General features: G+C 70.1%; 23 protein-coding genes. 10 read left to right on the top strand and 13 right to left on the bottom strand.

The window, feature by feature from the left end:
* Positions 1 to 80 precede the first annotated feature (80 nt).
* The 3 genes from OG729_RS13860 to OG729_RS13850 all read left to right on the top strand — a co-directional run bounded on the left by OG729_RS13860 (position 81) and on the right by OG729_RS13850 (position 3,247).
* Complete coding sequence (locus OG729_RS13860) at positions 81 to 1,850, top strand: trypsin-like peptidase domain-containing protein (protein ID WP_405806285.1); 1,770 nt, start codon at positions 81 to 83, stop codon at positions 1,848 to 1,850.
* A 136-nt stretch (positions 1,851 to 1,986) separates the two neighbouring features.
* Positions 1,987 to 2,433 carry a sec-independent translocase gene (locus OG729_RS13855; protein ID WP_404724246.1) on the top strand — a complete coding sequence of 149 codons (447 nt, stop codon included), beginning with the start codon at positions 1,987 to 1,989 and terminating at the stop codon, positions 2,431 to 2,433.
* A 121-nt stretch (positions 2,434 to 2,554) separates the two neighbouring features.
* Positions 2,555 to 3,247, top strand: a complete 693-nt coding sequence (locus OG729_RS13850; RefSeq protein ID WP_360873628.1) for a hypothetical protein — start codon at positions 2,555 to 2,557, stop codon at positions 3,245 to 3,247.
* 139 nt (positions 3,248 to 3,386) lie between these two features.
* Here the strand turns inward: OG729_RS13850 and OG729_RS13845 are convergent, their stop codons facing one another.
* Genes OG729_RS13845 through OG729_RS13835 form a run of 3 tightly spaced genes read right to left on the bottom strand, consistent with a single transcriptional unit; the run spans position 3,387 to position 6,366 of the window.
* Positions 3,387 to 4,520 carry an Mrp/NBP35 family ATP-binding protein gene (locus tag OG729_RS13845; RefSeq protein ID WP_360873625.1) on the bottom strand — a complete coding sequence of 378 codons (1,134 nt, stop codon included), beginning with the start codon at positions 4,518 to 4,520 and terminating at the stop codon, positions 3,387 to 3,389.
* Between the two features lie 42 nt (positions 4,521 to 4,562).
* Positions 4,563 to 5,105, bottom strand: a complete 543-nt coding sequence (locus tag OG729_RS13840) for a DUF1003 domain-containing protein (protein WP_360873622.1) — start codon at positions 5,103 to 5,105, stop codon at positions 4,563 to 4,565.
* The gene (locus OG729_RS13835) at positions 5,095 to 6,366 is read right to left on the bottom strand and encodes a magnesium transporter MgtE N-terminal domain-containing protein (RefSeq protein ID WP_405806283.1); all 1,272 of its coding nucleotides are present in this window, start codon (positions 6,364 to 6,366) and stop codon (positions 5,095 to 5,097) included. Before OG729_RS13835 ends, OG729_RS13840 begins: the two co-directional genes overlap by 11 nt.
* Before the next feature lie 185 nt (positions 6,367 to 6,551).
* Here OG729_RS13835 and OG729_RS13830 point away from each other — a divergent pair, with 185 nt between their 5' ends.
* Positions 6,552 to 7,322 carry a hypothetical protein gene (locus tag OG729_RS13830; RefSeq protein WP_360873616.1) on the top strand — a complete coding sequence of 257 codons (771 nt, stop codon included), beginning with the start codon at positions 6,552 to 6,554 and terminating at the stop codon, positions 7,320 to 7,322.
* Positions 7,323 to 7,469: 147 nt separating this feature from the next.
* On the opposite strand, the gene OG729_RS13825 is transcribed toward OG729_RS13830, so the two are convergent.
* Together OG729_RS13825 and OG729_RS13820 are read right to left on the bottom strand one after the other, a co-directional pair.
* On the bottom strand, positions 7,470 to 7,988 hold the full coding sequence (locus OG729_RS13825) for a hypothetical protein (RefSeq protein ID WP_405806281.1): 519 nt from the start codon (positions 7,986 to 7,988) through the stop codon (positions 7,470 to 7,472).
* Positions 7,989 to 8,012: 24 nt separating this feature from the next.
* Positions 8,013 to 9,128 (bottom strand): magnesium and cobalt transport protein CorA, encoded by a 1,116-nt coding sequence (locus OG729_RS13820; protein ID WP_360873610.1) that lies wholly within the window; start codon positions 9,126 to 9,128, stop codon positions 8,013 to 8,015.
* A 452-nt stretch (positions 9,129 to 9,580) separates the two neighbouring features.
* Between OG729_RS13820 and OG729_RS13815 the strand changes: the two genes are divergently transcribed.
* Positions 9,581 to 10,177 (top strand): suppressor of fused domain protein, encoded by a 597-nt coding sequence (locus OG729_RS13815; RefSeq protein WP_405806280.1) that lies wholly within the window; start codon positions 9,581 to 9,583, stop codon positions 10,175 to 10,177.
* A 6-nt stretch (positions 10,178 to 10,183) separates the two neighbouring features.
* Here OG729_RS13815 and OG729_RS13810 read toward each other — a convergent pair whose 3' ends face one another.
* A complete protein-coding gene (locus OG729_RS13810; RefSeq protein ID WP_405806278.1) occupies positions 10,184 to 10,333 on the bottom strand; it encodes a hypothetical protein in 150 nt (49 codons plus the stop codon).
* 81 nt (positions 10,334 to 10,414) lie between these two features.
* On the opposite strand from OG729_RS13810, the gene OG729_RS13805 reads away from it, so the two are divergent.
* The 3 genes from OG729_RS13805 (at position 10,415) to OG729_RS13795 (ending at position 12,792) form a co-directional block, all read left to right on the top strand.
* Positions 10,415 to 11,053, top strand: a complete 639-nt coding sequence (locus tag OG729_RS13805) for a DUF6758 family protein (RefSeq protein ID WP_360873605.1) — start codon at positions 10,415 to 10,417, stop codon at positions 11,051 to 11,053.
* 224 nt (positions 11,054 to 11,277) lie between these two features.
* Complete coding sequence (locus tag OG729_RS13800; RefSeq protein WP_405806276.1) at positions 11,278 to 12,141, top strand: PHP domain-containing protein; 864 nt, start codon at positions 11,278 to 11,280, stop codon at positions 12,139 to 12,141.
* A 45-nt stretch (positions 12,142 to 12,186) separates the two neighbouring features.
* The gene (locus tag OG729_RS13795; protein WP_360873599.1) at positions 12,187 to 12,792 is read left to right on the top strand and encodes a MarC family protein; all 606 of its coding nucleotides are present in this window, start codon (positions 12,187 to 12,189) and stop codon (positions 12,790 to 12,792) included.
* A gap of 101 nt (positions 12,793 to 12,893) precedes the next feature.
* Here OG729_RS13795 and OG729_RS13790 read toward each other — a convergent pair whose 3' ends face one another.
* Positions 12,894 to 13,046 carry a hypothetical protein gene (locus OG729_RS13790; RefSeq protein ID WP_360873596.1) on the bottom strand — a complete coding sequence of 51 codons (153 nt, stop codon included), beginning with the start codon at positions 13,044 to 13,046 and terminating at the stop codon, positions 12,894 to 12,896.
* A 180-nt stretch (positions 13,047 to 13,226) separates the two neighbouring features.
* Here OG729_RS13790 and OG729_RS13785 point away from each other — a divergent pair, with 180 nt between their 5' ends.
* Positions 13,227 to 14,126, top strand: a complete 900-nt coding sequence (locus OG729_RS13785; RefSeq protein WP_360873593.1) for an NYN domain-containing protein — start codon at positions 13,227 to 13,229, stop codon at positions 14,124 to 14,126.
* On the opposite strand, the gene OG729_RS13780 is transcribed toward OG729_RS13785, so the two are convergent.
* Positions 14,117 to 14,998 carry an alpha/beta fold hydrolase gene (locus tag OG729_RS13780; RefSeq protein WP_405806275.1) on the bottom strand — a complete coding sequence of 294 codons (882 nt, stop codon included), beginning with the start codon at positions 14,996 to 14,998 and terminating at the stop codon, positions 14,117 to 14,119. The genes OG729_RS13785 and OG729_RS13780 overlap by 10 nt on opposite strands.
* A 107-nt stretch (positions 14,999 to 15,105) precedes the next feature.
* The gene (locus tag OG729_RS13775; RefSeq protein WP_405806274.1) at positions 15,106 to 16,977 is read right to left on the bottom strand and encodes a DEAD/DEAH box helicase; all 1,872 of its coding nucleotides are present in this window, start codon (positions 16,975 to 16,977) and stop codon (positions 15,106 to 15,108) included.
* A 526-nt stretch (positions 16,978 to 17,503) separates the two neighbouring features.
* On the opposite strand from OG729_RS13775, the gene OG729_RS13770 reads away from it, so the two are divergent.
* Positions 17,504 to 18,229 (top strand): ferritin-like fold-containing protein, encoded by a 726-nt coding sequence (locus OG729_RS13770; RefSeq protein ID WP_405806273.1) that lies wholly within the window; start codon positions 17,504 to 17,506, stop codon positions 18,227 to 18,229.
* Positions 18,230 to 18,299: 70 nt separating this feature from the next.
* Here OG729_RS13770 and OG729_RS13765 read toward each other — a convergent pair whose 3' ends face one another.
* The 4 genes from OG729_RS13765 to OG729_RS13750 all read right to left on the bottom strand — a co-directional run bounded on the left by OG729_RS13765 (position 18,300) and on the right by OG729_RS13750 (position 20,122).
* On the bottom strand, positions 18,300 to 18,569 hold the full coding sequence (locus tag OG729_RS13765; protein WP_360873582.1) for a hypothetical protein: 270 nt from the start codon (positions 18,567 to 18,569) through the stop codon (positions 18,300 to 18,302).
* 160 nt (positions 18,570 to 18,729) lie between these two features.
* Positions 18,730 to 18,957 (bottom strand): DUF3107 domain-containing protein, encoded by a 228-nt coding sequence (locus OG729_RS13760; protein ID WP_360873579.1) that lies wholly within the window; start codon positions 18,955 to 18,957, stop codon positions 18,730 to 18,732.
* Between the two features lie 142 nt (positions 18,958 to 19,099).
* On the bottom strand, positions 19,100 to 19,741 hold the full coding sequence (locus OG729_RS13755) for a TetR/AcrR family transcriptional regulator (RefSeq protein WP_360873576.1): 642 nt from the start codon (positions 19,739 to 19,741) through the stop codon (positions 19,100 to 19,102).
* A 147-nt stretch (positions 19,742 to 19,888) separates the two neighbouring features.
* Positions 19,889 to 20,122 carry a hypothetical protein gene (locus OG729_RS13750; protein WP_360873573.1) on the bottom strand — a complete coding sequence of 78 codons (234 nt, stop codon included), beginning with the start codon at positions 20,120 to 20,122 and terminating at the stop codon, positions 19,889 to 19,891.
* Between the last annotated feature and the right edge of the window lie 119 nt (positions 20,123 to 20,241).

Here is a 20,241-nt window from a genome sequence, read left to right as displayed (position 1 = left end):
CGGAGATTCAGGGACCTGGTTGAATCCTCTGAGGGGTGCCCCGCGGGGGTACGCAGTGGTCGGCAGTTTGCGGGGAGAGCATGGACGACGGGAAGCCCACCGGACCGAAGGCGAAGTGGTGGAGCCGGCCCAGTGCGGGACGTGCCCCACACTCCGAGCCGGAGGTGCAGGAGCCGGTGGCGGCCGCCGTGGCCGAACCTTCGCCGGAGCCTGCGCCGGTGCCCGTTCCGGCGCAGGCGGATGCCGCGGAGTCCGAGGAGTCCGCGACATCCGAGGTGACGGCGGAGCTGCCGCCCACGCCCGCCTCGACGTCTGCGCAGGCCACGTCAGCCTTGACCGCGGCGGCCACCTCTGCGCCGGCCACCTCTGCGCCGGTCACGTCTACGCCGGTCACGTCTGCGCCGGCAAGGCCGCAGCCGTTGCATGAGCCGGACGAGTACAGCACCCCGCCGTACGGCGGACCCGGGCCGTGGGCGCCCGCGCCGCCCGTACAGCGACCGATGGCGACCCCGGCGCACGGCACTGTCGTACCGCCGCAGTACCCGGCGCCCCACGGCACGGCGCCGGGTGCGGATGCCACCGGCGGCGGTTACGCCCCGCCGCCCCAGCCCCAGCCGGTCGGCGCGGCTCCGGCCCAGCCCGCGGCTCCGGTCCAGCCGCAGTCCTCGCTCTGGATGCAGTACGACCCCTGGAGCACACCCGGCCAGGTGCTGACCCACCCCGGCGAGCCCGGCAAGAAGCCGCGCCGGCGAGGCTCGCTGCTGGTCGGAGGGGTCCTGCTGGCCCTCGTGGCGGGCAGCGTCGGCGGCGGCATAGGCGCGTACATCGAACGCAACGGCGGCATCACCCAAGTCGAACTCCCCCAGGCATCCAAGGACGACGGCAATCGCGCGCCCGACAGCGTCGCGGGCATCGCCGCCAGCGCGCTGCCGAGCGTCGTCACCCTCCATGTCAGTGGCAGCGGCGAACAGGGCACCGGCACCGGCTTCGTCCTGGACCACCAGGGCCACATCCTGACCAACAACCATGTCGTCGACCCCGCAGGTTCCTCCGGCGACATCTCGGTCACCTTCAGCGGCGGCGAGACCGCCAAGGCGACGCTCGTCGGCAAGGACAGCGGCTACGACCTCGCCGTGGTCAAGGTCTCCGGTGTCTCGGGCCTCAAGCCGCTGCCGCTCGGCAACTCCGACAGCGTCCAGGTGGGCGACCCGGTGGTGGCCATCGGCGCGCCCTTCGACCTCCAGAACACCGTGACCTCCGGCATCATCAGCGCCAAGGAGCGCCCCATCACCGCGGGCGGCGAGAAGGGTGACGGCAGCGATGTCAGCTATGTCGACGCGCTGCAGACCGACGCACCGATAAACCCCGGCAATTCGGGCGGCCCGCTGGTGGACACCAAGGCCCGCGTCATCGGCATCAACAGCGCGATCCGCGCCGCGGACACCGGCTCGGGCACCGAGGGCGGCCAGGCCGGCTCCATCGGACTCGGCTTCGCCATCCCCATCAACCAGGGCAAGCGCGTTGCCGAAGAGCTGATCAACACCGGTAAGGCCACCCACCCGGTGATCGGCGTCAGCCTCGACATGAAGTACAGGGGCGACGGCGCCCGCGTGGGTGACAAGGGCAAGGACGGCGCCCCGTCCGTCACCCGGGGCGGCCCCGGCGCGAAGGCCGGTATCAAGCCGGGCGACATCATCACCAAGGTCGACGGCCAGCGTGTGCACAGCGGCGAGGAGCTCATCGTCAAGATCCGCTCGCACCGCCCCGGCGACCGTCTCGAGCTGACCCTGGTCCGCGGCGGCAAGGAGCGGAAGATGACGCTCACGCTCGGTTCCGCGAACGGCACATGACGCGCAAGCGGCACCTGACGCAGGTCCCGGCCCCCGGGCGGGGGAAGGTACCGCACGGACAGTGTCGGCGGGTACCGTGGATCGGGCCCGGACCCCATCCGACCTGCGGGCCGCAGAGAACACGAGGAGCAGCAGGGTGTTCAATGACATAGGCGCACTTGAGCTGGTGGCGCTCGTGGTGCTCGCCGTGCTCATCTTCGGCCCGGAGAAACTGCCGAAGCTCATCCAGGACGTCACCCGCACGATCCGGAAGATCCGCGAGTTCTCCGAGAGCGCGAAGCAGGACATCCGCAGCGAACTGGGGCCGGAGTTCAAGGATTTCGAGTTCGAGGACCTCAATCCCAAGGCGTTCATCCGCAAGCAGCTGAACGAGAACGACGACCTCAAGGAACTCAAGGACCTGCGCAGCAGCTTCGACCTCAAGAAGGAGATCAACGAGGTCGCGGACGCGGTGCACAGCAGGGAATCGGACACGTCCGTGCCCGCCGCCGTGAACGGCTCGCCGGGCACCCCCGACCTGCTCAAGAAGCGCGAAAAGCTCGATCAGGACGAGCGCCCGCCCTTCGACGCAGACGCCACCTGATTACCGTCAATCCCTGCGAGACGGGACAGGGTGGCTATTCTCTCCATCTGTCAGGACGCGAGGACGCCCGAGGGGGGCGGGTCCGCTCCGGACCTCGGACACAGAGGAGGCGGCCGGGTAGATGGAGACGAGAAGTCGACTAGCGGCTCAGAGCACGGTCAGCGATTCCCCCGCGCCCGGCGGGCAGCGCACGATCGCAGCGGCACGGACGGGGACGGCGGCCCAGCGCGCGCTCGAGGGATATCTGCGTGCGAGTTTCCCCTGGTACGGCCTTGACGAGGCCTTCACCGGCCCGCGTTGGCTGATGCAGGTCGGCGCCGCGGCGGACGGCACGGTGCAGCACGGCGCGATGGGCCACGGCGAAGAGCCGTCGATACGGTCGGAAGCCGGCGGAGCGGAGAAGGAGCGCTTCGCGGCGGTCATCACCGTGGCGTCCGGCCCGGTGCGCAGCAGCGGCGACGGCACGGGCGTCCTGGACGCCATCACGGTCTCCTCCGCGGCCTGGCTGGCCGGCTCGGGGCTGCTGGCCCACACCTGGCCCGCCCAGCTGGACCACTCACTGCGTGATCACTGGTTGAACCAGCAGACGGAGACCGCGTTCGAGCTCGCCGACGATCTGGCCGGGCCGGCCTGGTCGACGCTCTCGCTGCCGGTCGACGGTGTGCCGACGTCGTTCCACTACCGCGAGTCGGAGTTCGGCTGGGTGCTGGCGGGGTCGACGCGTGGCGGGCTGCACATTGGCGCCTACGGGCGTGGGATGAGCGCGTACGGTCTCGGCTTCTCGGTGGTGGAGGACCTCGGCGCGTACGCCTGAGGACCCTGCCCGGAGCCCCGCGCCCCTTCGCGGACCGAGACTTCGCCCCAGACCCCGTTCGCCCGCCGGGCGTCCCCCACGTGGGGGAGGGTCTGGGGCCGAGCCCAGTCAGAACTTGGCGCGCGTCACCCAGTGAGCGTCAGAACTTGTTGCGCGGGGTGATCCCCAGGGACATGCCCGACAGACCGCGCTGGCGCCCGCCGAGCTTGCCCGCGATCGCCCGCAGTGCCGCGCCCGCCGGTGAGTCCGGATCGGTCAGCACGACCGGCTTGCCCTCGTCGCCGCCTTCCCGCAGCCGTACGTCGATCGGGATGGAGCCCAGCACCGGCACATTCGCGCCGGTCGTCTTCGTCAGCCCCTCGGCGACCCGCTGGCCGCCACCCGTGCCGAAGACATCGACCATCTCGTCGCAGTGCGGGCACGGCAGACCCGCCATGTTCTCGACGACGCCCACGATCTTCTGGTGGGTCTGTACGGCGATCGAGCCGGCCCGTTCGGCGACCTCGGCAGCGGCCTGCTGCGGGGTCGTGACCACCAGGATCTCCGCGTTCGGCACGAGCTGCGCCACCGAGATCGCGATGTCGCCGGTCCCCGGCGGCAGGTCGAGCAGCAGCACGTCCAGGTCGCCCCAGTACACATCCGCGAGGAACTGCTGGAGCGCGCGGTGCAGCATCGGCCCGCGCCACACCACCGGGGCGTTGCCCGGGGTGAACATCCCGATCGAGATGACCTTCACGCCGTGCGCCGACGGCGGCATGATCATGTTCTCGACCTGGGTCGGCCGGCCGTCCGCGCCGAGCATGCGCGGCACGCTGTGCCCGTAGATGTCCGCGTCGACGACGCCGACCTTCAGGCCGTCGGCCGCCATCGCCGCCGCCAGGTTCACCGTGACAGAGGACTTGCCGACGCCGCCCTTGCCCGAGGCCACCGCGTACACCCTGGTCAGCGAGCCGGGCTTGGCGAACGGCACCTCGCGCTCGGCGGTCCCGCCGCGCAGTGAGGCCGCCAGCTCGCGCCGCTGCTCGTCGCCCATCACGTCCAGTGAGACGTCCACGCGCGTGACGCCGTCGACGCGCGCGACCGCATCCGTCACATTCTTGGTGATCGTCTCGCGCATCGGGCAGCCGGAGACGGTGAGATACACCGTGACGGCGACCGCACCGTCCGCACCGATCTCGACCGATTTGACCATGCCGAGGTCGGTGATCGGTCGGTTGATCTCGGGGTCGTTCACCGTCGCCAGTGCTTCAAGCACCGCGTCTTCCGTAGCCATACGGAGATGGTACGGCGCTGCCTCCCGCCCCCGGTAAGCCCGTCAGCGGTCGCCTTCGTCACTTCCGTACGGATGCCCGTTCGGGAATACGGTGCGCTGCTCCTCCATCTCCCTGACCAGGTCTTGGAGCTCCGAGCGGATCCAGTCGCGGGTGGCGACCTCGCCGAGGCGCATCCGCACTGCCGCGATCTCCCGGGTCAGGTACTCGGTGTCGGCGATGGAACGCTCGTTCTGCTTGCGGTCCTGTTCGAGATTGACCCGGTCCCGGTCGGCCTGGCGGTTCTGCGCCAGCAGGATCAGCGGGGCTGCGTACGAGGCCTGCAGCGACAGCATCAGGGTGAGAAAGATGAACGGGTACTGGTCGAAGCGCAGCTTCTCGGGGGCGGAGACATTCCAGACGACCCACATGATGATGACGATCGTCATCCAGACGATGAACCGCCCGGTACCCAGGAAGCGGGCGATCCGCTCGGACAGCCGCCCGAAGGCCTCGGGGTCGTACTCCGGCAGCAGCCTCGGCCGCGGCGCGCGCGGCTGGTCGAGACGGGTCCGCGGAGGACGTTCCACCGTGCGGTCAATGGCCATGGCGGGCACCCTCCTCGTGGAACTCCGTCTCGCGCCAGTCCGGCGGCAGCAGATGGTCGAGTACGTCGTCGACGGTCACCGCCCCCAGCAGCGAACCGCTCTCGTCGACGACGGGTGCCGCGACCATGTTGTACGCCGCGAGATAGCTGGTGACCGCGGGCAGCGCGTTGCCCGGCGCGAGCGGCGGCAGATCGCTGTCCACGATTGAGCTGCACAGCGTGTACGGCGGGTCCCGCAGCAGCCGCTGGAAGTGCACGGTGCCCAGATACTTGCCCGTCGGCGTCTCGTCCGGCGGCCGGCACACATAGACCTGCGCGGCGAGCGCGGGGGAGAGGTCCTGCTGGCGTACGCGCGCCAGCGCGTCGGCGACCGTGGCGTCCGGGCGAAGCACGATCGGCTCGGTGGTCATCATGCCGCCCGCCGTGTTGTCCTCGTACGCCAACAGCCGCCGTACGTCCGCGGCGTCGTCCGGGCGCATCAGTGCGAGCAGCCTTTCCTTGTCATCCTCGGGCAGCTCGGACAGCAGGTCGGCCGCGTCGTCCGGGTCCATGGCCTCCAGGACGTCCGCCGCGCGCTCCTCCTTGAGCTTGCCGAGGATCTCGATCTGGTCGTCGTCCGGCAGTTCCTCCAGTACGTCGGCGAGCCGGTCGTCGTCGAGAGCCGCCGCGACCTCGGCGCGGCGCTTGGGGGAGAGGTGGTGCAGCACATTGGCGAGGTCGGCGGGGCGCAGCTGCTCGAAGGTGGCAAGCAGGCTCTCGGCGCCCTGCCCGTGCTCCTCCAGCGAGAAGCCGGTCACCGCGGACCACTCGACGGTCAGCGTCTCGCCCTTGCGACGCAGCGCCCCCGGCTTGCCCTTGCGTACGAAGACCTTGTCGATCTCCCATTCGCGGCGCGCGGGCAGCTGCTGGATCGAGACATCAAGGACCGTGACCTCCTCGCCGCTCTCCACCAGGCGTACCCGCCGGTCCAGCAGCTCGCCGAGGACGAGCCGTTCGGTCGGGCGCTGTTCGAAGCGGCGCATATTGACCACGCCGGTGGTGATGACCTGTCCGGACTCGACGCCCGTGATCCGGGTCATGGGCAGGAAGATCCGGCGGCGGCTGACCACCTCGACGACCATGCCGAGCAGCCGGGGCGGACGGCGGCCGACCCGGAGCATCGCGACGAGGTCGCGGACCCGGCCGACCTGGTCGCCGTTGGGGTCGAAGACGGGGATGCCGGCGAGGTGCGAGACAAAGATTCGGGGGGCGCCTGCAACCATGCTCCGCACCTCCTCTTCGCCGGGAAATTTGACAGGAAATACCGCCGTTTGACGGCTTCAGGCTAGCCCGTACCCTTCCGGCCCGCCCCTGGCTGGCGTCCGTACGGCTCCCTGCAGATCGTTGCGCGCCACACGGGTACGCTGCGGTCTGCCACCTGATCACGCAGACGAGAGGCAGTGCGCTTGTGACTCCCCTCCCCCCGGCTTCCCGCGCCCGCAGGACCGCGCTCTCCATGGCGCTGTGCGCCGGGCTGACCGTGGCGCTCACGGCTTGCGGCGAGGACCCGGACGCGGGGACCAACGGCGTCGGCAAGCTCTCCGCCGTCGAGATCGAGACGAAGGCGCGTGCGGCGGCGGACGCGGCCTCCTCGGTACGGCTCTCCGGGACGCTGGTCAGCAAGGGCGGCACGTACAAGCTGAACATGCGGCTCAAGCACGACGGCGGCACCGGCTCCGTCACCTCGAAGGACAACACCTTCGAGCTGCTGCGGGTCGGGAACGTGCTCTATCTGAAGGCCGACGCGGGCTTCTGGAGCCATGCGGACGGCAAGGGCGAACAGAAGCCGAGCAAGACGGACGCGGAAGTGGCGGGCAAGCTCGCCGCCAAGTATGTGAAGGTGCCGGAGGGGGACCCGGCGTACAAGCAGTTCCGGGGCTTCACGGACATGGATGTGCTGCTGGACGGCCTGCTGGGCATGCAGGGCGAGTTGAGCAAGGGCGACCGGACGCAGGTGGGCGGCGTCCGCACGATCAAGGTCAGGGCGGGCGAGGGGGCGGGCGGCACGCTGGACGTCTCGCTGGAGGGCAAGCCGTTTCCGCTGCAGTTCGCCCGTGCGGGGGGCGCGGGGGTCCTGACGCTGGGCGACTGGGACAAGGACTTCGCGCTGGCGGCGCCGTCGAAGGGGGAGACGGTGGATTATGGCCGTGCGCTTCCTAAGACCAGCGACGACGACTGAGGGGCCGGGGGCGTCCGGCGGCCGGGTTTTGTTTTCAAGCGCCGGACGGGCTGAGTGTGCGGGTCGTCCCGCCGATGGGCTTGTCCTCAAACGCCGGACGGGCTGGTTGTGCCGCGGACGGCTGGGTAGTGCGGGCCGGCTGGATTTCTATTTCTGGGCGCGCTTCTTCTTGCGCGCAAGGAGAAGCCGCGGCAGCGCCGCCGGTACCGCGTGGCGCGTTGTCGCCGGGGTCGGCAGCGGCGCGGCCGCCAGTGACCCGTCCGGCAGGGACGTGATCGCGTCCTTCGGCTCGAGGCGCAGCACCCGGCACTCGCGCGCCCATCGCTCCGTCATCTGCTCCGCGTCCGGCGCGTTCAGTCGCTTGCCCTTCAGTTCGGCGACCACCGACTCCCACGCCTCGGAGTGCGGCTCCAGCTCGCTCACGGCCGCCGTCCAGCTGATCAGCCGGCCGCCCTTGTCCTTGCTGCGCACGGTGACTTCCGCCGTAGTGCCGCTCACCAGCTGCGGCAGCGGCTGCTCGCCGGGGCAGTCGCCGACGACATGCGCCGCGCCCTCGTGCCACACGTGCCACAGCGGCCGCGAGGGACCGTCCCCGCGCACCCAGATGAGGCCGGACTTCTTCGTGGCCTCCTCGATGAGCGCCTGCGAGAGCACCTGATCTGTCATGCGCGCAGCCTATCGCCCGCCCGGCTACAGCCAGCCGTTGCGCTTGAGTGAGCGATGGATCACGAGGCAGACGCCGATGATGCTGGTGAGCACCAGGGGATAGCCGTACTTCCAGTGCAGCTCCGGCATGTACGTGAAGTTCATGCCGTACACCCCGCAGACCGCCGTCGGCACCGCGATGATCGCCGCCCAGGACGTGATCTTGCGCATGTCCTCGTTCTGCGCGACCGTCGCCTGCGCCAGATTTGCCTGGAGGATGGAGTTCAGCAGCTCGTCGAAGCCGATGACCTGCTCGTGCACACGCGCAAGGTGGTCGGCCACATCACGGAAGTACTTCTGGATGTCCGGGTCGACCAGCCGCATCGGCCGCTCGCTGAGCAGCTGCATCGGCCGCAGCAGCGGGGACACGGCCCGCTTGAACTCCAGCACCTCGCGCTTGAGCTGGTAGATCCGGCCCGCGTCACTGCCGCGCGGGCTGCCCTTCGCCGGTGCGGAGAAGACGTCGATCTCGACTTCGTCGATGTCGTCCTGCACCGCCGCGGCCACCGCGATGTACCCGTCGACCACATGGTCCGCGATGGCGTGCAGCACCGACGAGGGCCCCTTGGCGAGCAACTCCGCGTCCTTCTGCAGGCTGTGCCGCAGCGCACGCAGTGAACCCTTGCCGCCGTGCCGGACCGTGATGACGAAGTCCCGTCCGGTGAAGCACATCACTTCGCCGGTCTCGACGACCTCACTGGTGGCCGTGAGCTCCGTGTGCTCGACGTAATGGATCGTCTTGAAGACGGTGAACAGCGTGTCGTCGTACCGCTCCAGCTTGGGCCGCTGGTGGGCGTGGACCGCGTCCTCCACGGCCAGCGGGTGCAGCCCGAACTCCGCCGCGATTCCCGCGAACTCCGCCTCCGTCGGCTCATGCAGCCCGATCCATGCGAAGCCGCCGCCCTCGCGCACCCGCAGCATGGCCTCGTGCGGCGTCTGGCAGGACTCGCTCTCCACCCGCTGCCCGTCGCGGTAAACCGCGCAGTCGACGACGGCGCTGGAGGCGGAGGGGTCTCGGGTGGTGTCGTACGTGCTGTACGGGGCGTTGCTCTTGCGCAGTGCGGGACGGACCGCTGCGCGCAGGTCACGGATCATCGACATGGCTGGCTCCTTCACGGAGAGGCCGTCGGCGAGTGGCGTGGCACAGCCCGGAATGAGGACGTGATGCATACGTCCGCAAAGCGGGCGGCACCGCGGGATCGCGGTGACGGGGTTCGCTACAGACAGGCAAAAACGAAGTGCTCTTCCGTAGTGCGAAAAGCCGTGGGCCCCGTGCGGGAAGGCCTCAGACGCCTCGGGTCACAGAGGAAAGGTGCCGTGCGGAAGAGCGGTTGGTACTGCACGGTCGACTTCGATCCACCGCAGCCCCACCTCCTCCGGCCGGTCCCCCGTGGGGGATGACGTGTCGTCGGGACTTGAGAGCAACTCCCCCAGAGCTCCGCCAGGGGGTACCCCCCACCTGCGTGCCTGTCCCGACCAGCGGCCAAGACTATCAGCCGACAGAGGGTCAATCCCTTGTTTTGCCCGTTCCATACGCGCTTTATGCTCGCGACATGGAAGATGTTCTTGCTCTGGTCGAGGCCCGGTTGCGTACGGCGCTCGGCGAACCGGATGCGCGCGCCGCGGTGACCTTCCTCGGCACGGACCGTATCGAGGTGCTCCGGTTCCTCGACCGGGGCGGCGACGGTGACATCGTCCGCTACGCCACTCTGGGCATGTCCGCTCAGCCGATGACGGACCCCAACGCGGCTCTCGCCGACCCCGTCAAGGGGCCGCGCTCCGAGCTGGTCCTTTCCGTACGGGCCGGGCTCGCCGACACCGACAAGGTGCTGCGACCACTGGCCGTACTCGCCGCGTCCCCGCAGGTCGAGGGCGTCGTCGTGACGCCCGGCGCCTCGCTGGACGTGGGCGATCCGCTGTGGCCCGGCGCGCCGTTCAGCTCCGTCCTCGTCGCCGAACCGGGCGGTCTTGTCGAAGACCTGGAGCTGGACGAGCCGATGGACCCGGTGCGCTTTCTGCCACTGCTGCCGATGACGTCGAACGAGGCGGCCTGGAAGCGGGTGCACGGGGCGCAGGAGCTTCAGGAGCGCTGGCTGACGCACGGCACGGACCTGCGCGATCCGCTGCGCAGGTCCGTAACTCTGGACTGAATCAGGTCAGTTGGCGAACACCGAGACGCTGTCCTGGGTGGCGTGCACGGGCTGATGCTCCGTTGCCTCGTGGCTCAGCGAGGCGCGCCCCGCCCGGGCGATGCCCGCGCCGATCGGCGGCAACGATTTAGGCGGCCTAATGAATGTAAGTCGCATCTAGTTTTGGGTGGTGAGGGCACACGCCGGAAGGGTGATCGTCCTTGACGCGACGACGGCCGGGGAGGACCGTGGGGCGCTATGAGGGGCGAACCCAGTTGCCCGAAGTGCGGTGGCCGGGTCAGGGCGCCCGGTCTCTTTGCCGACTCCTGGCAGTGCGATGTGCACGGCGCCGTGCACCCGCTGCAGCCGGTGATCCCGCCCAGCGTTGAGGCCCTCAGCGTGGTCGTGCACCGCGCGAAAGTCCCTGTCTGGATGCCCTGGCCACTGCCGGTCGGCTGGCTCTTCACCGGTGTCGCGTACGCGGGGGACGACCGCAGCGGCGGTCGCGCGACCGCCGTCGCCTGCTCGGGACCGGGGCCGCTCGGCGGCATAGGTGAACTGCTGCTGGTCGCCGAGGAGTTGGGGGTCGGCCTCGGAGCGCGCTACGCAGGAATCGACGGGCCCGATCCGGGCCCGCACATCTGCGTCGACAAGCCGCCGCAGGCAAAGGTGCTCGCCGCCGGCCGCCCGACCCCGCTGTGGCATGTGGCCGATGCGCCCGACGACCGCGCGGTGTTTGCAGGGGAGGCGAGGGGACTGTGGCTGTGGGCGATCGTCTGGCCCGAGCAGTCCGGGCTGCTGATGTACGACGAGTTGGTGCTGACGGATCTGCGGGACGCGGGCGCGGAGGTCGAACTGGTGCCGTGCGGGGCGCTGTCGCCGCGGCTGCTGTCGTGAGCGGAGCGACGAGCCGGGGCTGCTGTCGTGAGCGGAGCGACCGAGCCGGGGCTGCGCCCGAACTGAGCCGAGGCGGAACCGGAAGCGGGTCGGGGCCGCGCCCGCGGTGATCCGGCGTCGGGCTCGGGCGGGCGCGCGGCGCGACGATGCCGAACCGGGGCTGTTCGAATCCCCGATACACTTGACCGTCCCCTGTCCGTCCCTCGTCCCTGGAGTCACGCGTCGTGCGCATCGATCTGCACACCCACTCCACGGCCTCGGACGGCACGGACACCCCCGCCGAGCTGGTGCGGAACGCCGCCGCGGCCGGACTCGACGTCGTAGCGCTCACCGACCACGACACCACCCGCGGCCACGCCGAGGCGATCGCCGCGCTCCCGGAGTCCCTCACCCTCGTCACGGGCGCCGAGCTCTCCTGCCGTCTCGACGGGGTGAGCCTTCATCTGCTCGCCTATCTCTTCGACGCGGACGAGCCCGAGCTGCTGCGCGAGCGCGAACTCGTACGGGACGACCGGGTGCCGCGCGCCCAGGCAATGGTGGCCAAGCTCCAGGAGCTGGGCGTCCCCATCGAGTGGGCGCAGGTCGCCCGGATCGCCGGGGACGGCTCGGTCGGCCGCCCGCACATCGCGTCCGCGCTCGTCGAGCTCGGCGTCGTGCCGACCGTCTCCGACGCCTTCACGCCGGAGTGGATCGCCGACGGCGGCCGTGCCCATATCGTCAAGCACGAGCTCGACCCCTTCACCGCGCTCCGGCTGGTCAAGGCGGCCGGCGGGGTGACCGTCTTCGCGCATCCGCTCGCCGTCCAGCGGGGCCGCACCGTGCCCGAGACCGCGATAGCCGAGCTCGCCGCCGCGGGCCTCGACGGCATCGAGGTCGACCACATGGACCACGACGAGCCGACGCGGGCCCGGCTGCGCGGCCTCGCCGCCGACCTCGGGCTGCTGGCCACCGGTTCCAGCGACTACCACGGCAGCCGCAAGACCTGCCGGCTCGGCGAGTACACCACCGACCCGGAGATCTACGGCGAGATCACGCGACGCGCGGCCGGCGCGTTCCCGGTGCCGGGCGCGGGCGGACGTCGCCCGTAACCCCTCGTCCGTCCGCCCGACCCTTCCTCCCGCTAGGCCCTCACTGTGTTTGACGCTGCCGTTTTCGGCTCTCTGTTTCTGACCCTTTTCGTCATCATGGATCCCCCGGGGATCACTCCGATCTTCCTCGCCCTCACCTCCGGGCGGCCCGCCAAGGTGCAGCGCCGGATGGCCTGGCAGGCGGTGGCCGTCGCCTTCGGTGTGATCACCGTCTTCGGCATTCTCGGCCAGCAGATCCTGGACTATCTGCACATCTCCGTGCCCGCGCTGATGATCGCCGGCGGTCTGCTCCTGCTGCTCATCGCGCTCGACCTGCTGACCGGCAAGACGGACGAGCCGCAGCAGACGAAGGACGTCAATGTCGCGCTCGTACCGCTGGGCATGCCGCTGCTCGCCGGGCCCGGAGCGATCGTTTCGGTCATCCTCGCCGTGCAGCATGCGGACAGCGTCAAGGAGCAGGTCTCGGTGTGGGCCGCGATCGTGGCCATGCATCTGGTGCTCTGGCTGACCATGCGCAACTCGCTGCTGATCATCCGGCTGATCAAGGACGGTGGTGTGGTGCTGGTGACCAGGCTCGCGGGCATGATGCTCTCCGCGATCGCCGTGCAGCAGATCATCAACGGCGTCACCCAGGTGATCAAGGCTTCCTGAGCGGGCTTGTTCGCGCTGCTGGAGCGAGCGCCCGACGCAGCGCGCCCCCGTACGGATCGTCCGTACGGGGGCGCGCTGCGCGTAACAAGCGGCGTCAAGCTTTACGAGGCGGTCGTTTCGGCCGGTCGGATCAAGATGCGCTGGCCGATCGAAGCGGCCTGCTGCACGATCCGGTTGACGGAGGCGGCGTCTACGACGGTGCTGTCCACGGCGGTGCCGTCGACGTCGTCGAGTCGCATGATTTCGAAGCGCAAGGCTTCTCCCTTCGTCTGATCCTCCTGCTGGAGAACTGGTGGCGACGGATGTCCGTCAGTCTTCTGCGTTCTATAGCTGTTCAACAGGACGCACCCTGCAAACATTCCCTACGCTAAGGAAATTTTTTGGATGCCTAACTACTGGCAGGTGACGGCGCGGCCGCGGAGAATGAGCACCGTATGAACGATGCAGAGATCAACGAGATCGGCGCCCGCCTGGAGCGCACCAACGAGCTGCTCCATCGCATGCTCGCCGAGGTGGCCAAGACACCTTCCACCCATGCCATCTTCGTCGACGCGGGTTACGTCTATGCTGCGGCCGGGTTGCTTGTGGCGGGCACCGAGGACCGGCGCTCCTTCGATCTGGACGCGGAGGGGCTGATCGAGGCCTTCATCGACAAGGCCCGGACGATCTTCGCGGACAGCAGGCTGCTGCGGGTGTACTGGTACGACGGCGCCCGCCGCCGTATCCACACCCCGGAGCAGCAGTCCATCGCCGAGCTGCCGGACGTCAAGGTGCGGCTCGGCAACCTCAACGCGAACAACCAGCAGAAGGGCGTCGACTCACTCATCCGTACGGATCTGGAGTCGCTCGCCCGGCATCGCGCGATCAGCGACGCGGCGCTGGTGGGCGGCGACGAGGACCTGGTCTCGGCGGTCGAGGCGGCGCAGGGGTACGGGGCCCGGGTCCATCTGTGGGGCATAGAGGCGGCGGACGGGCGCAATCAGGCGGAGCCGCTGCTGTGGGAGGTCGACAGCCAGCGGACCTTCGACCTCGACTTCTGCCGTCCGTACATCACACGCCGCCCGGTCACGACGTACGAGAACGAGGGCGCGCCTCCGCCCTCGCGGGACGAGGTGCGCTTTGTGGGGGCGCAGATCGCGGCGACCTGGCTGGCGGAGCGGGGCCGGGACGCGATGGCCGAGCTGCTGCCCGGCCATCCGTACCTGCCCGGTCCGGTGGACCAGGACCTGCTGATCGAGGCGGAGAGGGTGCTGCAGCGTTCGCTGCGGGGGCACGCGGTGCTGCGGCGGGCGCTGCGGGACGGCTTCTGGCAGCACCTGCAGTCTCAGTACTGACCCTGCGGGGAGCGACCCTGCCGGTCCCAGAAGGCCGTGACCGCTGCCGCCGTCTCGGCGGGGCGGTCGGTGTTGGGGGAGTGCTCGGCTCCGGCGATCACGGTCCGGTCGGCGCCGAGCCGCTGCGCCATCGCGTCGAGGAGCGGCACCGGCCAGGTGTCGTCGCGCTCGCCGGAGATCACATGCTTGGGCAGTGGCTGTACGGCGGCGAGTTCGTCGACCCGGTCGGGCTCGACGGTCAGCTGGCGGCCGGTGGCGATCAGCTGGGCGGGATTGTGGCGCAGCCAGCGGCGGCGGAGGTCCTCGCCGTCGTCCTTGGGCGCGTCGGCGTCCTCGGGTGGATCGAGTGCCCTCATGGCTTCCCAGACCCGGTCCATGCTCATCGTCGCGAGTGCGTCGCTGAGCAGTTTGACCTTCCGTTGCTGGGCGGGGGAGATCTGGGCGGGCCCCGAGGACATGAGGGTGATCGTGCGGAAGGGGGCGGGGTCGAGGAGCACGGCGGCGCGGGCGATCTGTCCGCCGAGGGAGTGCCCGAGGAGATGCACGGATCCCTGGATCGCCGCGGCCTGAGCGAGCACGTCCTGGGCCAACTCGGCCTGGGCGTAAGCCTGTTGGTCGTCGGGGCCGACGGTCTCGTACTGCCCGCGCCCGTCGACGGCGACCGCGCGGTAGCCGGCGGCGGCGAGGGGCTCGAGCAGCGCGATGAAGTCCTCCTTGCTCCCGGTGTACCCGGGGAGGAGGAGCGCGGTGCCCTTGGGAGCGCGGCCGTCGTCGGTGGGCTGCGCGTCGAGCACGGCGAAGTCGCCGCGGGCGGTGGGGAGAGTGCGGGCGCGGGCGGAGGGGGGCGGCGTGAAGGTGGGCGGGCGACTCATGCGACGAGGCTAACGGGGGTGGGCCTGCGCCGGGACTGCGCCCCCGGGCCCGGAAAGGCCGATGGCCCGGTCCCCATCCCGCGGGGGCCGGGCCATCTGGTCGGGCGTCAGCTTTCCGGCTGGACTGCCTTACGCGTGCGCGTGCGGCGGCGCGGCGCGGTCTCCGACGTTTCCGTGGCAACCGCTTCGACCGTCTCGACCGGCGCGGCGGCCTTGACCGTGCGCGTGCGGCGGCGGGGCTTGGTCTCGGCCGTTTCCGTGGCGACTGCCTCGACCGCTTCGACCGTCTCCACGGCCTTCACCGCACGGGTGCGGCGGCGGGGCTTGGTCTCGACCGTTTCCGTGGCGACGGCCTCGACAACCTCGACTGCCTCGACCGGCGCGGCGGCCTTGACCGTGCGCGTGCGGCGGCGGGGCTTCGTTTCGGCCGTTTCCGTGGCGACTGCCTCGACCGCTTCGACCGTCTCCACGGCCTTCACCGCACGGGTGCGGCGGCGCGGCTTCGGCTCGGCCTCGGGAGCCGACATCTCGACAACAGCCTCGGCCGCCTCGATCACCGCGACCGCCTCAGCCGTCGATGCTCCCGCTCCCGCACGAGTGCGGCGGCGGCGCCGCGGGGTGCGCGGCTCCGACGGCTCAGTCGACTGGGTCGACTCCGACTCCACCGGAGCGTCCGCGTCCGGCGTCAGGAGGGACGAGCCGGCGCGGGTGCGGCGGCGCTGGCGCGGGGTCCGGGTGCGCGGGGCGCGCTCCTCGGTCGGCGCGGCGGACTTGCGACCGCGGCCGCCCGTCTCGCCGAGGTCCTCCACCGCCTCCGCCGCCAGACCGGCGCGGGTGCGCTCGGCGCGGGGCAGAACGCCCTTCGTGCCCGCCGGGATGCTCAGCTCCTCGAACAGGTGCGGCGACGTGGAGTACGTCTCGACCGGGTCGCCGAAGCCGAGGTCCAGCGCCTTGTTGATCAGCTGCCAGCGCGGGATGTCGTCCCAGTCCACCAGCGTCACGGCGGTGCCGGACGCGCCCGCACGGCCGGTACGGCCGACGCGGTGGAGGTAGGTCTTCTCGTCCTCGGGCGACTGGTAGTTGATGACATGCGTCACGCCCTCGACGTCGATGCCGCGCGCCGCGACATCGGTGCAGACGAGGACGTCCACCTTGCCGTTGCGGAAGGCCCGAAGGGCCTGCTCGCGGGCGCCCTGGCCCAGGTCGCCGTGGACCGCGCCGGAAGCGAAGCCGCGCGTGGCCAGCTGCTCGGCGATATCCGCCGCCGTCCGCTTCGTACGGCAGAAGATCATCGCGAGCCCGCGGCCGTCGGCCTGCAGGATGCGGGAGACCAGCTCCGGCTTGTCCATGGAGTGCGCGCGGTACACGCGCTGCGTGATGTTCGCGACGGTCGCGCCCTCGTCGTCCGGCGCGGTCGCGCGGATGTGCGTGGGCTGCGACATGTAGCGGCGGGCGAGGCCGATGACCGCACCCGGCATGGTCGCCGAGAAAAGCATGGTCTGGCGCTTGGCCGGAAGCATGTTGATGATCTTCTCGACGTCGGGCAGGAAGCCCAGGTCGAGCATCTCGTCGGCCTCGTCGAGAACGAGCGCGCGCACATGCGACAGGTCCAGCTTGCGCTGGCCGGCCAGGTCGAGCAGTCGGCCCGGGGTGCCGACGATCACGTCGACGCCCTTCCTGAGCGCCTCGACCTGCGGCTCGTACGCACGGCCGCCGTAGATCGCGAGCACGCGGACATTGCGCACCTTGCCGGCGGTCAGCAGGTCATTGGTGACCTGCGTGCAGAGCTCGCGGGTGGGGACGACCACAAGCGCCTGCGGGGCGTCGGTCAGCTGCTCGGGCTTCGCCCGGCCGGCCTCGACGTCCGCGGGGACGGTGACGCGCTCCAGCAGCGGCAGACCGAAACCGAGTGTCTTGCCGGTGCCGGTCTTGGCCTGGCCGATGACATCGGTGCCGGAGAGCGCGACGGGGAGCGTCATCTCCTGGATGGGGAACGGGGACAGAATGCCGACGGCTTCGAGGGCCTCGGCGGTCTCGGGAAGGATCCCAAGATCACGGAAAGTCGTAGGCTGCGTAGTCAGGGTGTTGCCTCTTCTGTGAGACGCGGCGCGAGGCGAACGATGGGGGGTCGTACCGCGCCTGGGTACTGGGCCGGCCGTGGATTGGCCGGATGGCGCGGGACCACTGCCGTCGCTCGAGCGCTCGTGCCGCTGAGGGGCCCCTCATCTGCGGTTGTACGCAACTGAAGCGCACGGGCCCGCGTGGAGGGCGGTCGGTTTGGAGCCGATCGTGCCACCGACCGGGCATCCTCATGGGGGGTCTGAGGAAGCAAATCCCTCAGTCAAACACTGCGATCGCCCGCCGAGTAACCAAAACGCTCGACAGGCGCATTACCACTGTACCCCGGATTCGCGCATGTGTGTTGGGCGAATTCGTAGGAGCGGCGGTTCGGGCGTGGCTGACCAGGCCCTTCCGCCCTGCGATGAGCGGGCTATTGTGCGCTTCATGGAGACGCCTGACAACGCCACTGAACTCACCGGAATCGCCGCCCAGGACTGGGCCACGGCATCCGCCGACCCCCAGTACCGCGCCGCCGTCGTGGATCTGCTGGGTGCGCTCGCGTACGGCGAGCTGGCGGCCTTCGAGCGGCTCGCCGAGGACGCCAAGCTCGCGCCGACGCTGGCCGACAAGGCGGAGCTGGCGAAGATGGCCTCCGCGGAGTTCCACCACTTCGAGCAGCTGCGGGACCGGCTGACCGCCATCGACGCCGAGCCGACCGCCGCGATGGAGCCGTTCGCCCAGGCGCTGGACGACTTCCACCGCCAGACAGCGCCGTCCGACTGGCTGGAAGGCCTGGTCAAGGCGTATGTGGGCGACTCGATCGCCAGTGACTTCTACCGCGAGGTGGCGGCCCGGCTGGACACCGACACCCGAGGGCTGGTGCTCGCGGTGCTCGACGACACGGGCCACGGCAATTTCGCGGTCGAGAAGGTACGCGCCGCTATCGAGGCCGAGCCGCGCGTCGGCGGACGGCTGGCGCTGTGGGCGCGGCGGCTGATGGGCGAGGCGCTTTCCCAGGCGCAGCGCGTGGTGGCGGAGCGCGACGCGCTCTCCACGATGCTCGTGGGCGGTGTGGCGGACGGTTTCGACCTGGCCGAGGTGGGCCGGATGTTCTCCCGGATCACCGAGGCGCACACCAAGCGGATGGCCGCGCTCGGCCTCGCGGCATAGGGCGTGGGCTGACCGGCAGTCCTGGGGTGCTGGACGGGTCAAACCCGTCCGGCGCCCCAAGCACCTGTGCTCAGAAGGGGAACGCGCGACGCAGGCGGTGCGCTGACGGCCGGATCAGCAGCGAGAGCACTACGGCTCCGATCGCCACCGCGCCCACCAGCACCGCCAGGATGTGTCCCGGACCGAGCGCCGCATGCGTCACATAGGCGCCGAAGAGCGCACCGACCGGGCCTGTGGTGAACACCACTCGGCGGGACGGCATACGGTCGGGCAGATGACGGGCGGCGGCCCAGGCGAGGGCGAGTCCGAGCAGGACTGAACCGAGCGCTTCCAGCAGCACTGCTGATCACCTCACGACGCCGGTGCGGGCAAATCGGTCGTAGCCCGTACTACCCGGCGGCCGCGGAATACAACCCTTCGCCAAGCAGCGGAAGAGGGCCCGGCGGGAAATTCCGCCGGGCCCTCTTCTTCACATACGCCCTCAAGGGGCTCGCGTCGCCCTACAGAGCGCCGAAGCCCACGCGCCGGGTGGCCGGCTCGCCGATCTCGATGTACGCGATCCGGTCGGCCGGTACCAGGACCTTGCGGCCCTTGTCGTCCGTGAGGCTGAGCAGCTGTGCCTTGCCGGCCAGCGCGTCGGCCACCGCGCGCTCGACCTCCTCGGCGGACTGCCCGCTCTCCAGAACGATCTCCCGGGGCGCGTGCTGCACGCCGATCTTGACCTCCACGGCTATGTCCCTCCGAACGGTCAGTGCGTTGCGCGGTCAGCCGCGCCGTACGCAGCACACATTAGCCCGGCGGGCGGGCACGGCAGACGTCCGTCAAGAACGCCAGGAGCGAACACCGGGCGCGGCAGCGGCCCCTCGCGCGTCAGTGCTGCTCGCTGCCGTGCAGCGGGAAGCCCGCGATGCCCCGCCATGCCAGCGACGTCAGCAGCTGAACCGCCTTGTCGCGCGGGATGCCGGAGCCGCTGGAGAGCCAGTACCTGGCCACCACCTGGGAGACCCCGCCGAGGCCCACGGCCAGCAGCATGGACTCCTCCTTGGACAGGCCGGTGTCCTCGGCGATCACGTCGGAGATGGCCTCGGCGCACTGCAGCGAGACCCGGTCGACGCGCTCGCGCACCGCGGGCTCGTTCGTCAGGTCCGACTCGAAGACCAGCCGGAAAGCCCCGCCCTCGTCCTCGACGTACGCGAAATAGGCGTCCATCGTGGCGGCGACGCGCAGTTTGTTGTCGGTCGTCGACGCGAGGGCCGTACGGACGGCCAGCAGCAGCGACTCGCAGTGCTGGTCGAGCAGGGCGAGATAGAGCTCGAGTTTGCCCGGGAAGTGCTGGTAGAGCACGGGCTTGCTGACGCCGGCCCGCTCGGCGATGTCGTCCATGGCGGCCGAGTGGTAGCCCTGGGCCACGAAAACCTCCTGGGCAGCGCCCAGAAGCTGGTTCCTGCGGGCTCGGCGTGGCAGGCGCGTGCCCCGCGGGCGCGCTGCCTCTGTCTGCTCGATGGCTGTCACGCCGCCTCCCAAAAAATCGTTCTGTGCGCGCTGTGCGCCGCGCCGCCATCGTACTTTTGGGTAACCCGGCTGTGCGTGCTGCGGACGCAGAATTTCACGGACCGGACAGTCGCGGTAGCTCCCGATTCGGGGGCAAAGAGGGGCAGGTCACCGATAGTCGTCCTCGTCGAGGGCGACGACGCGGGCCTGTTCCACGGCGTCCGCCTCGTTCGCCGCGTCCGGATAGACGCGGGTCAGAGGCTCATCGTGCACTGGCCGTACGACTGTGTGCTGCTCCGCCGCGTCGGCCTCGGGGACCTCCTCGTCGAGCTCGGAAGCCTGATCGTCGTCTTCTTCTTCAAAATCTTCAAAGGTGTCGGGGTCGCTGGGATCGACAGGCATGAGGCACCGCTTTCCATGGAGAGCGCCTTTCCTACGAGCGTAGGAGCTCCTGATTCACAGCGCTATGCGATGTGTGATGCCGAACACACGAACCACGGTGTGATCGTCTCGTAACATTG

The organism is Streptomyces sp. NBC_00210 (genome assembly GCF_045160975.1).
GTDB lineage: Bacteria > Actinomycetota > Actinomycetes > Streptomycetales > Streptomycetaceae > Streptomyces.
This window is presented reverse-complemented; position numbering and strand designations above follow the sequence as displayed.

Excerpts from the sequence above, each read along its gene's own strand:
- OG729_RS13825 (WP_405806281.1), bottom strand. The coding sequence starts at position 7,988 with ATGACAGATCAGGTGCTCTCGCAGGCGCTCATCGAGGAGGCCACGAAG.
- OG729_RS13810 (WP_405806278.1), bottom strand. The coding sequence starts at position 10,333 with ATGCGACTTACATTCATTAGGCCGCCTAAATCGTTGCCGCCGATCGGC.
- OG729_RS13820 (WP_360873610.1), bottom strand. The coding sequence starts at position 9,128 with ATGTCGATGATCCGTGACCTGCGCGCAGCGGTCCGTCCCGCACTGCGC.
- OG729_RS13815 (WP_405806280.1), top strand. The coding sequence starts at position 9,581 with ATGGAAGATGTTCTTGCTCTGGTCGAGGCCCGGTTGCGTACGGCGCTC.
- OG729_RS13845 (WP_360873625.1), bottom strand. The coding sequence starts at position 4,520 with ATGGCTACGGAAGACGCGGTGCTTGAAGCACTGGCGACGGTGAACGAC.
- OG729_RS13840 (WP_360873622.1), bottom strand. The coding sequence starts at position 5,105 with ATGGCCATTGACCGCACGGTGGAACGTCCTCCGCGGACCCGTCTCGAC.
- OG729_RS13780 (WP_405806275.1), bottom strand. The coding sequence starts at position 14,998 with ATGAGTCGCCCGCCCACCTTCACGCCGCCCCCCTCCGCCCGCGCCCGC.
- OG729_RS13835 (WP_405806283.1), bottom strand. The coding sequence starts at position 6,366 with ATGGTTGCAGGCGCCCCCCGAATCTTTGTCTCGCACCTCGCCGGCATC.
- OG729_RS13860 (WP_405806285.1), top strand. The coding sequence starts at position 81 with ATGGACGACGGGAAGCCCACCGGACCGAAGGCGAAGTGGTGGAGCCGG.
- OG729_RS13770 (WP_405806273.1), top strand. The coding sequence starts at position 17,504 with ATGGAGACGCCTGACAACGCCACTGAACTCACCGGAATCGCCGCCCAG.
- OG729_RS13805 (WP_360873605.1), top strand. The coding sequence starts at position 10,415 with ATGAGGGGCGAACCCAGTTGCCCGAAGTGCGGTGGCCGGGTCAGGGCG.
- OG729_RS13775 (WP_405806274.1), bottom strand. The coding sequence starts at position 16,977 with ATGACGCTCCCCGTCGCGCTCTCCGGCACCGATGTCATCGGCCAGGCC.
- OG729_RS13750 (WP_360873573.1), bottom strand. The coding sequence starts at position 20,122 with ATGCCTGTCGATCCCAGCGACCCCGACACCTTTGAAGATTTTGAAGAA.
- OG729_RS13850 (WP_360873628.1), top strand. The coding sequence starts at position 2,555 with ATGGAGACGAGAAGTCGACTAGCGGCTCAGAGCACGGTCAGCGATTCC.
- OG729_RS13785 (WP_360873593.1), top strand. The coding sequence starts at position 13,227 with ATGAACGATGCAGAGATCAACGAGATCGGCGCCCGCCTGGAGCGCACC.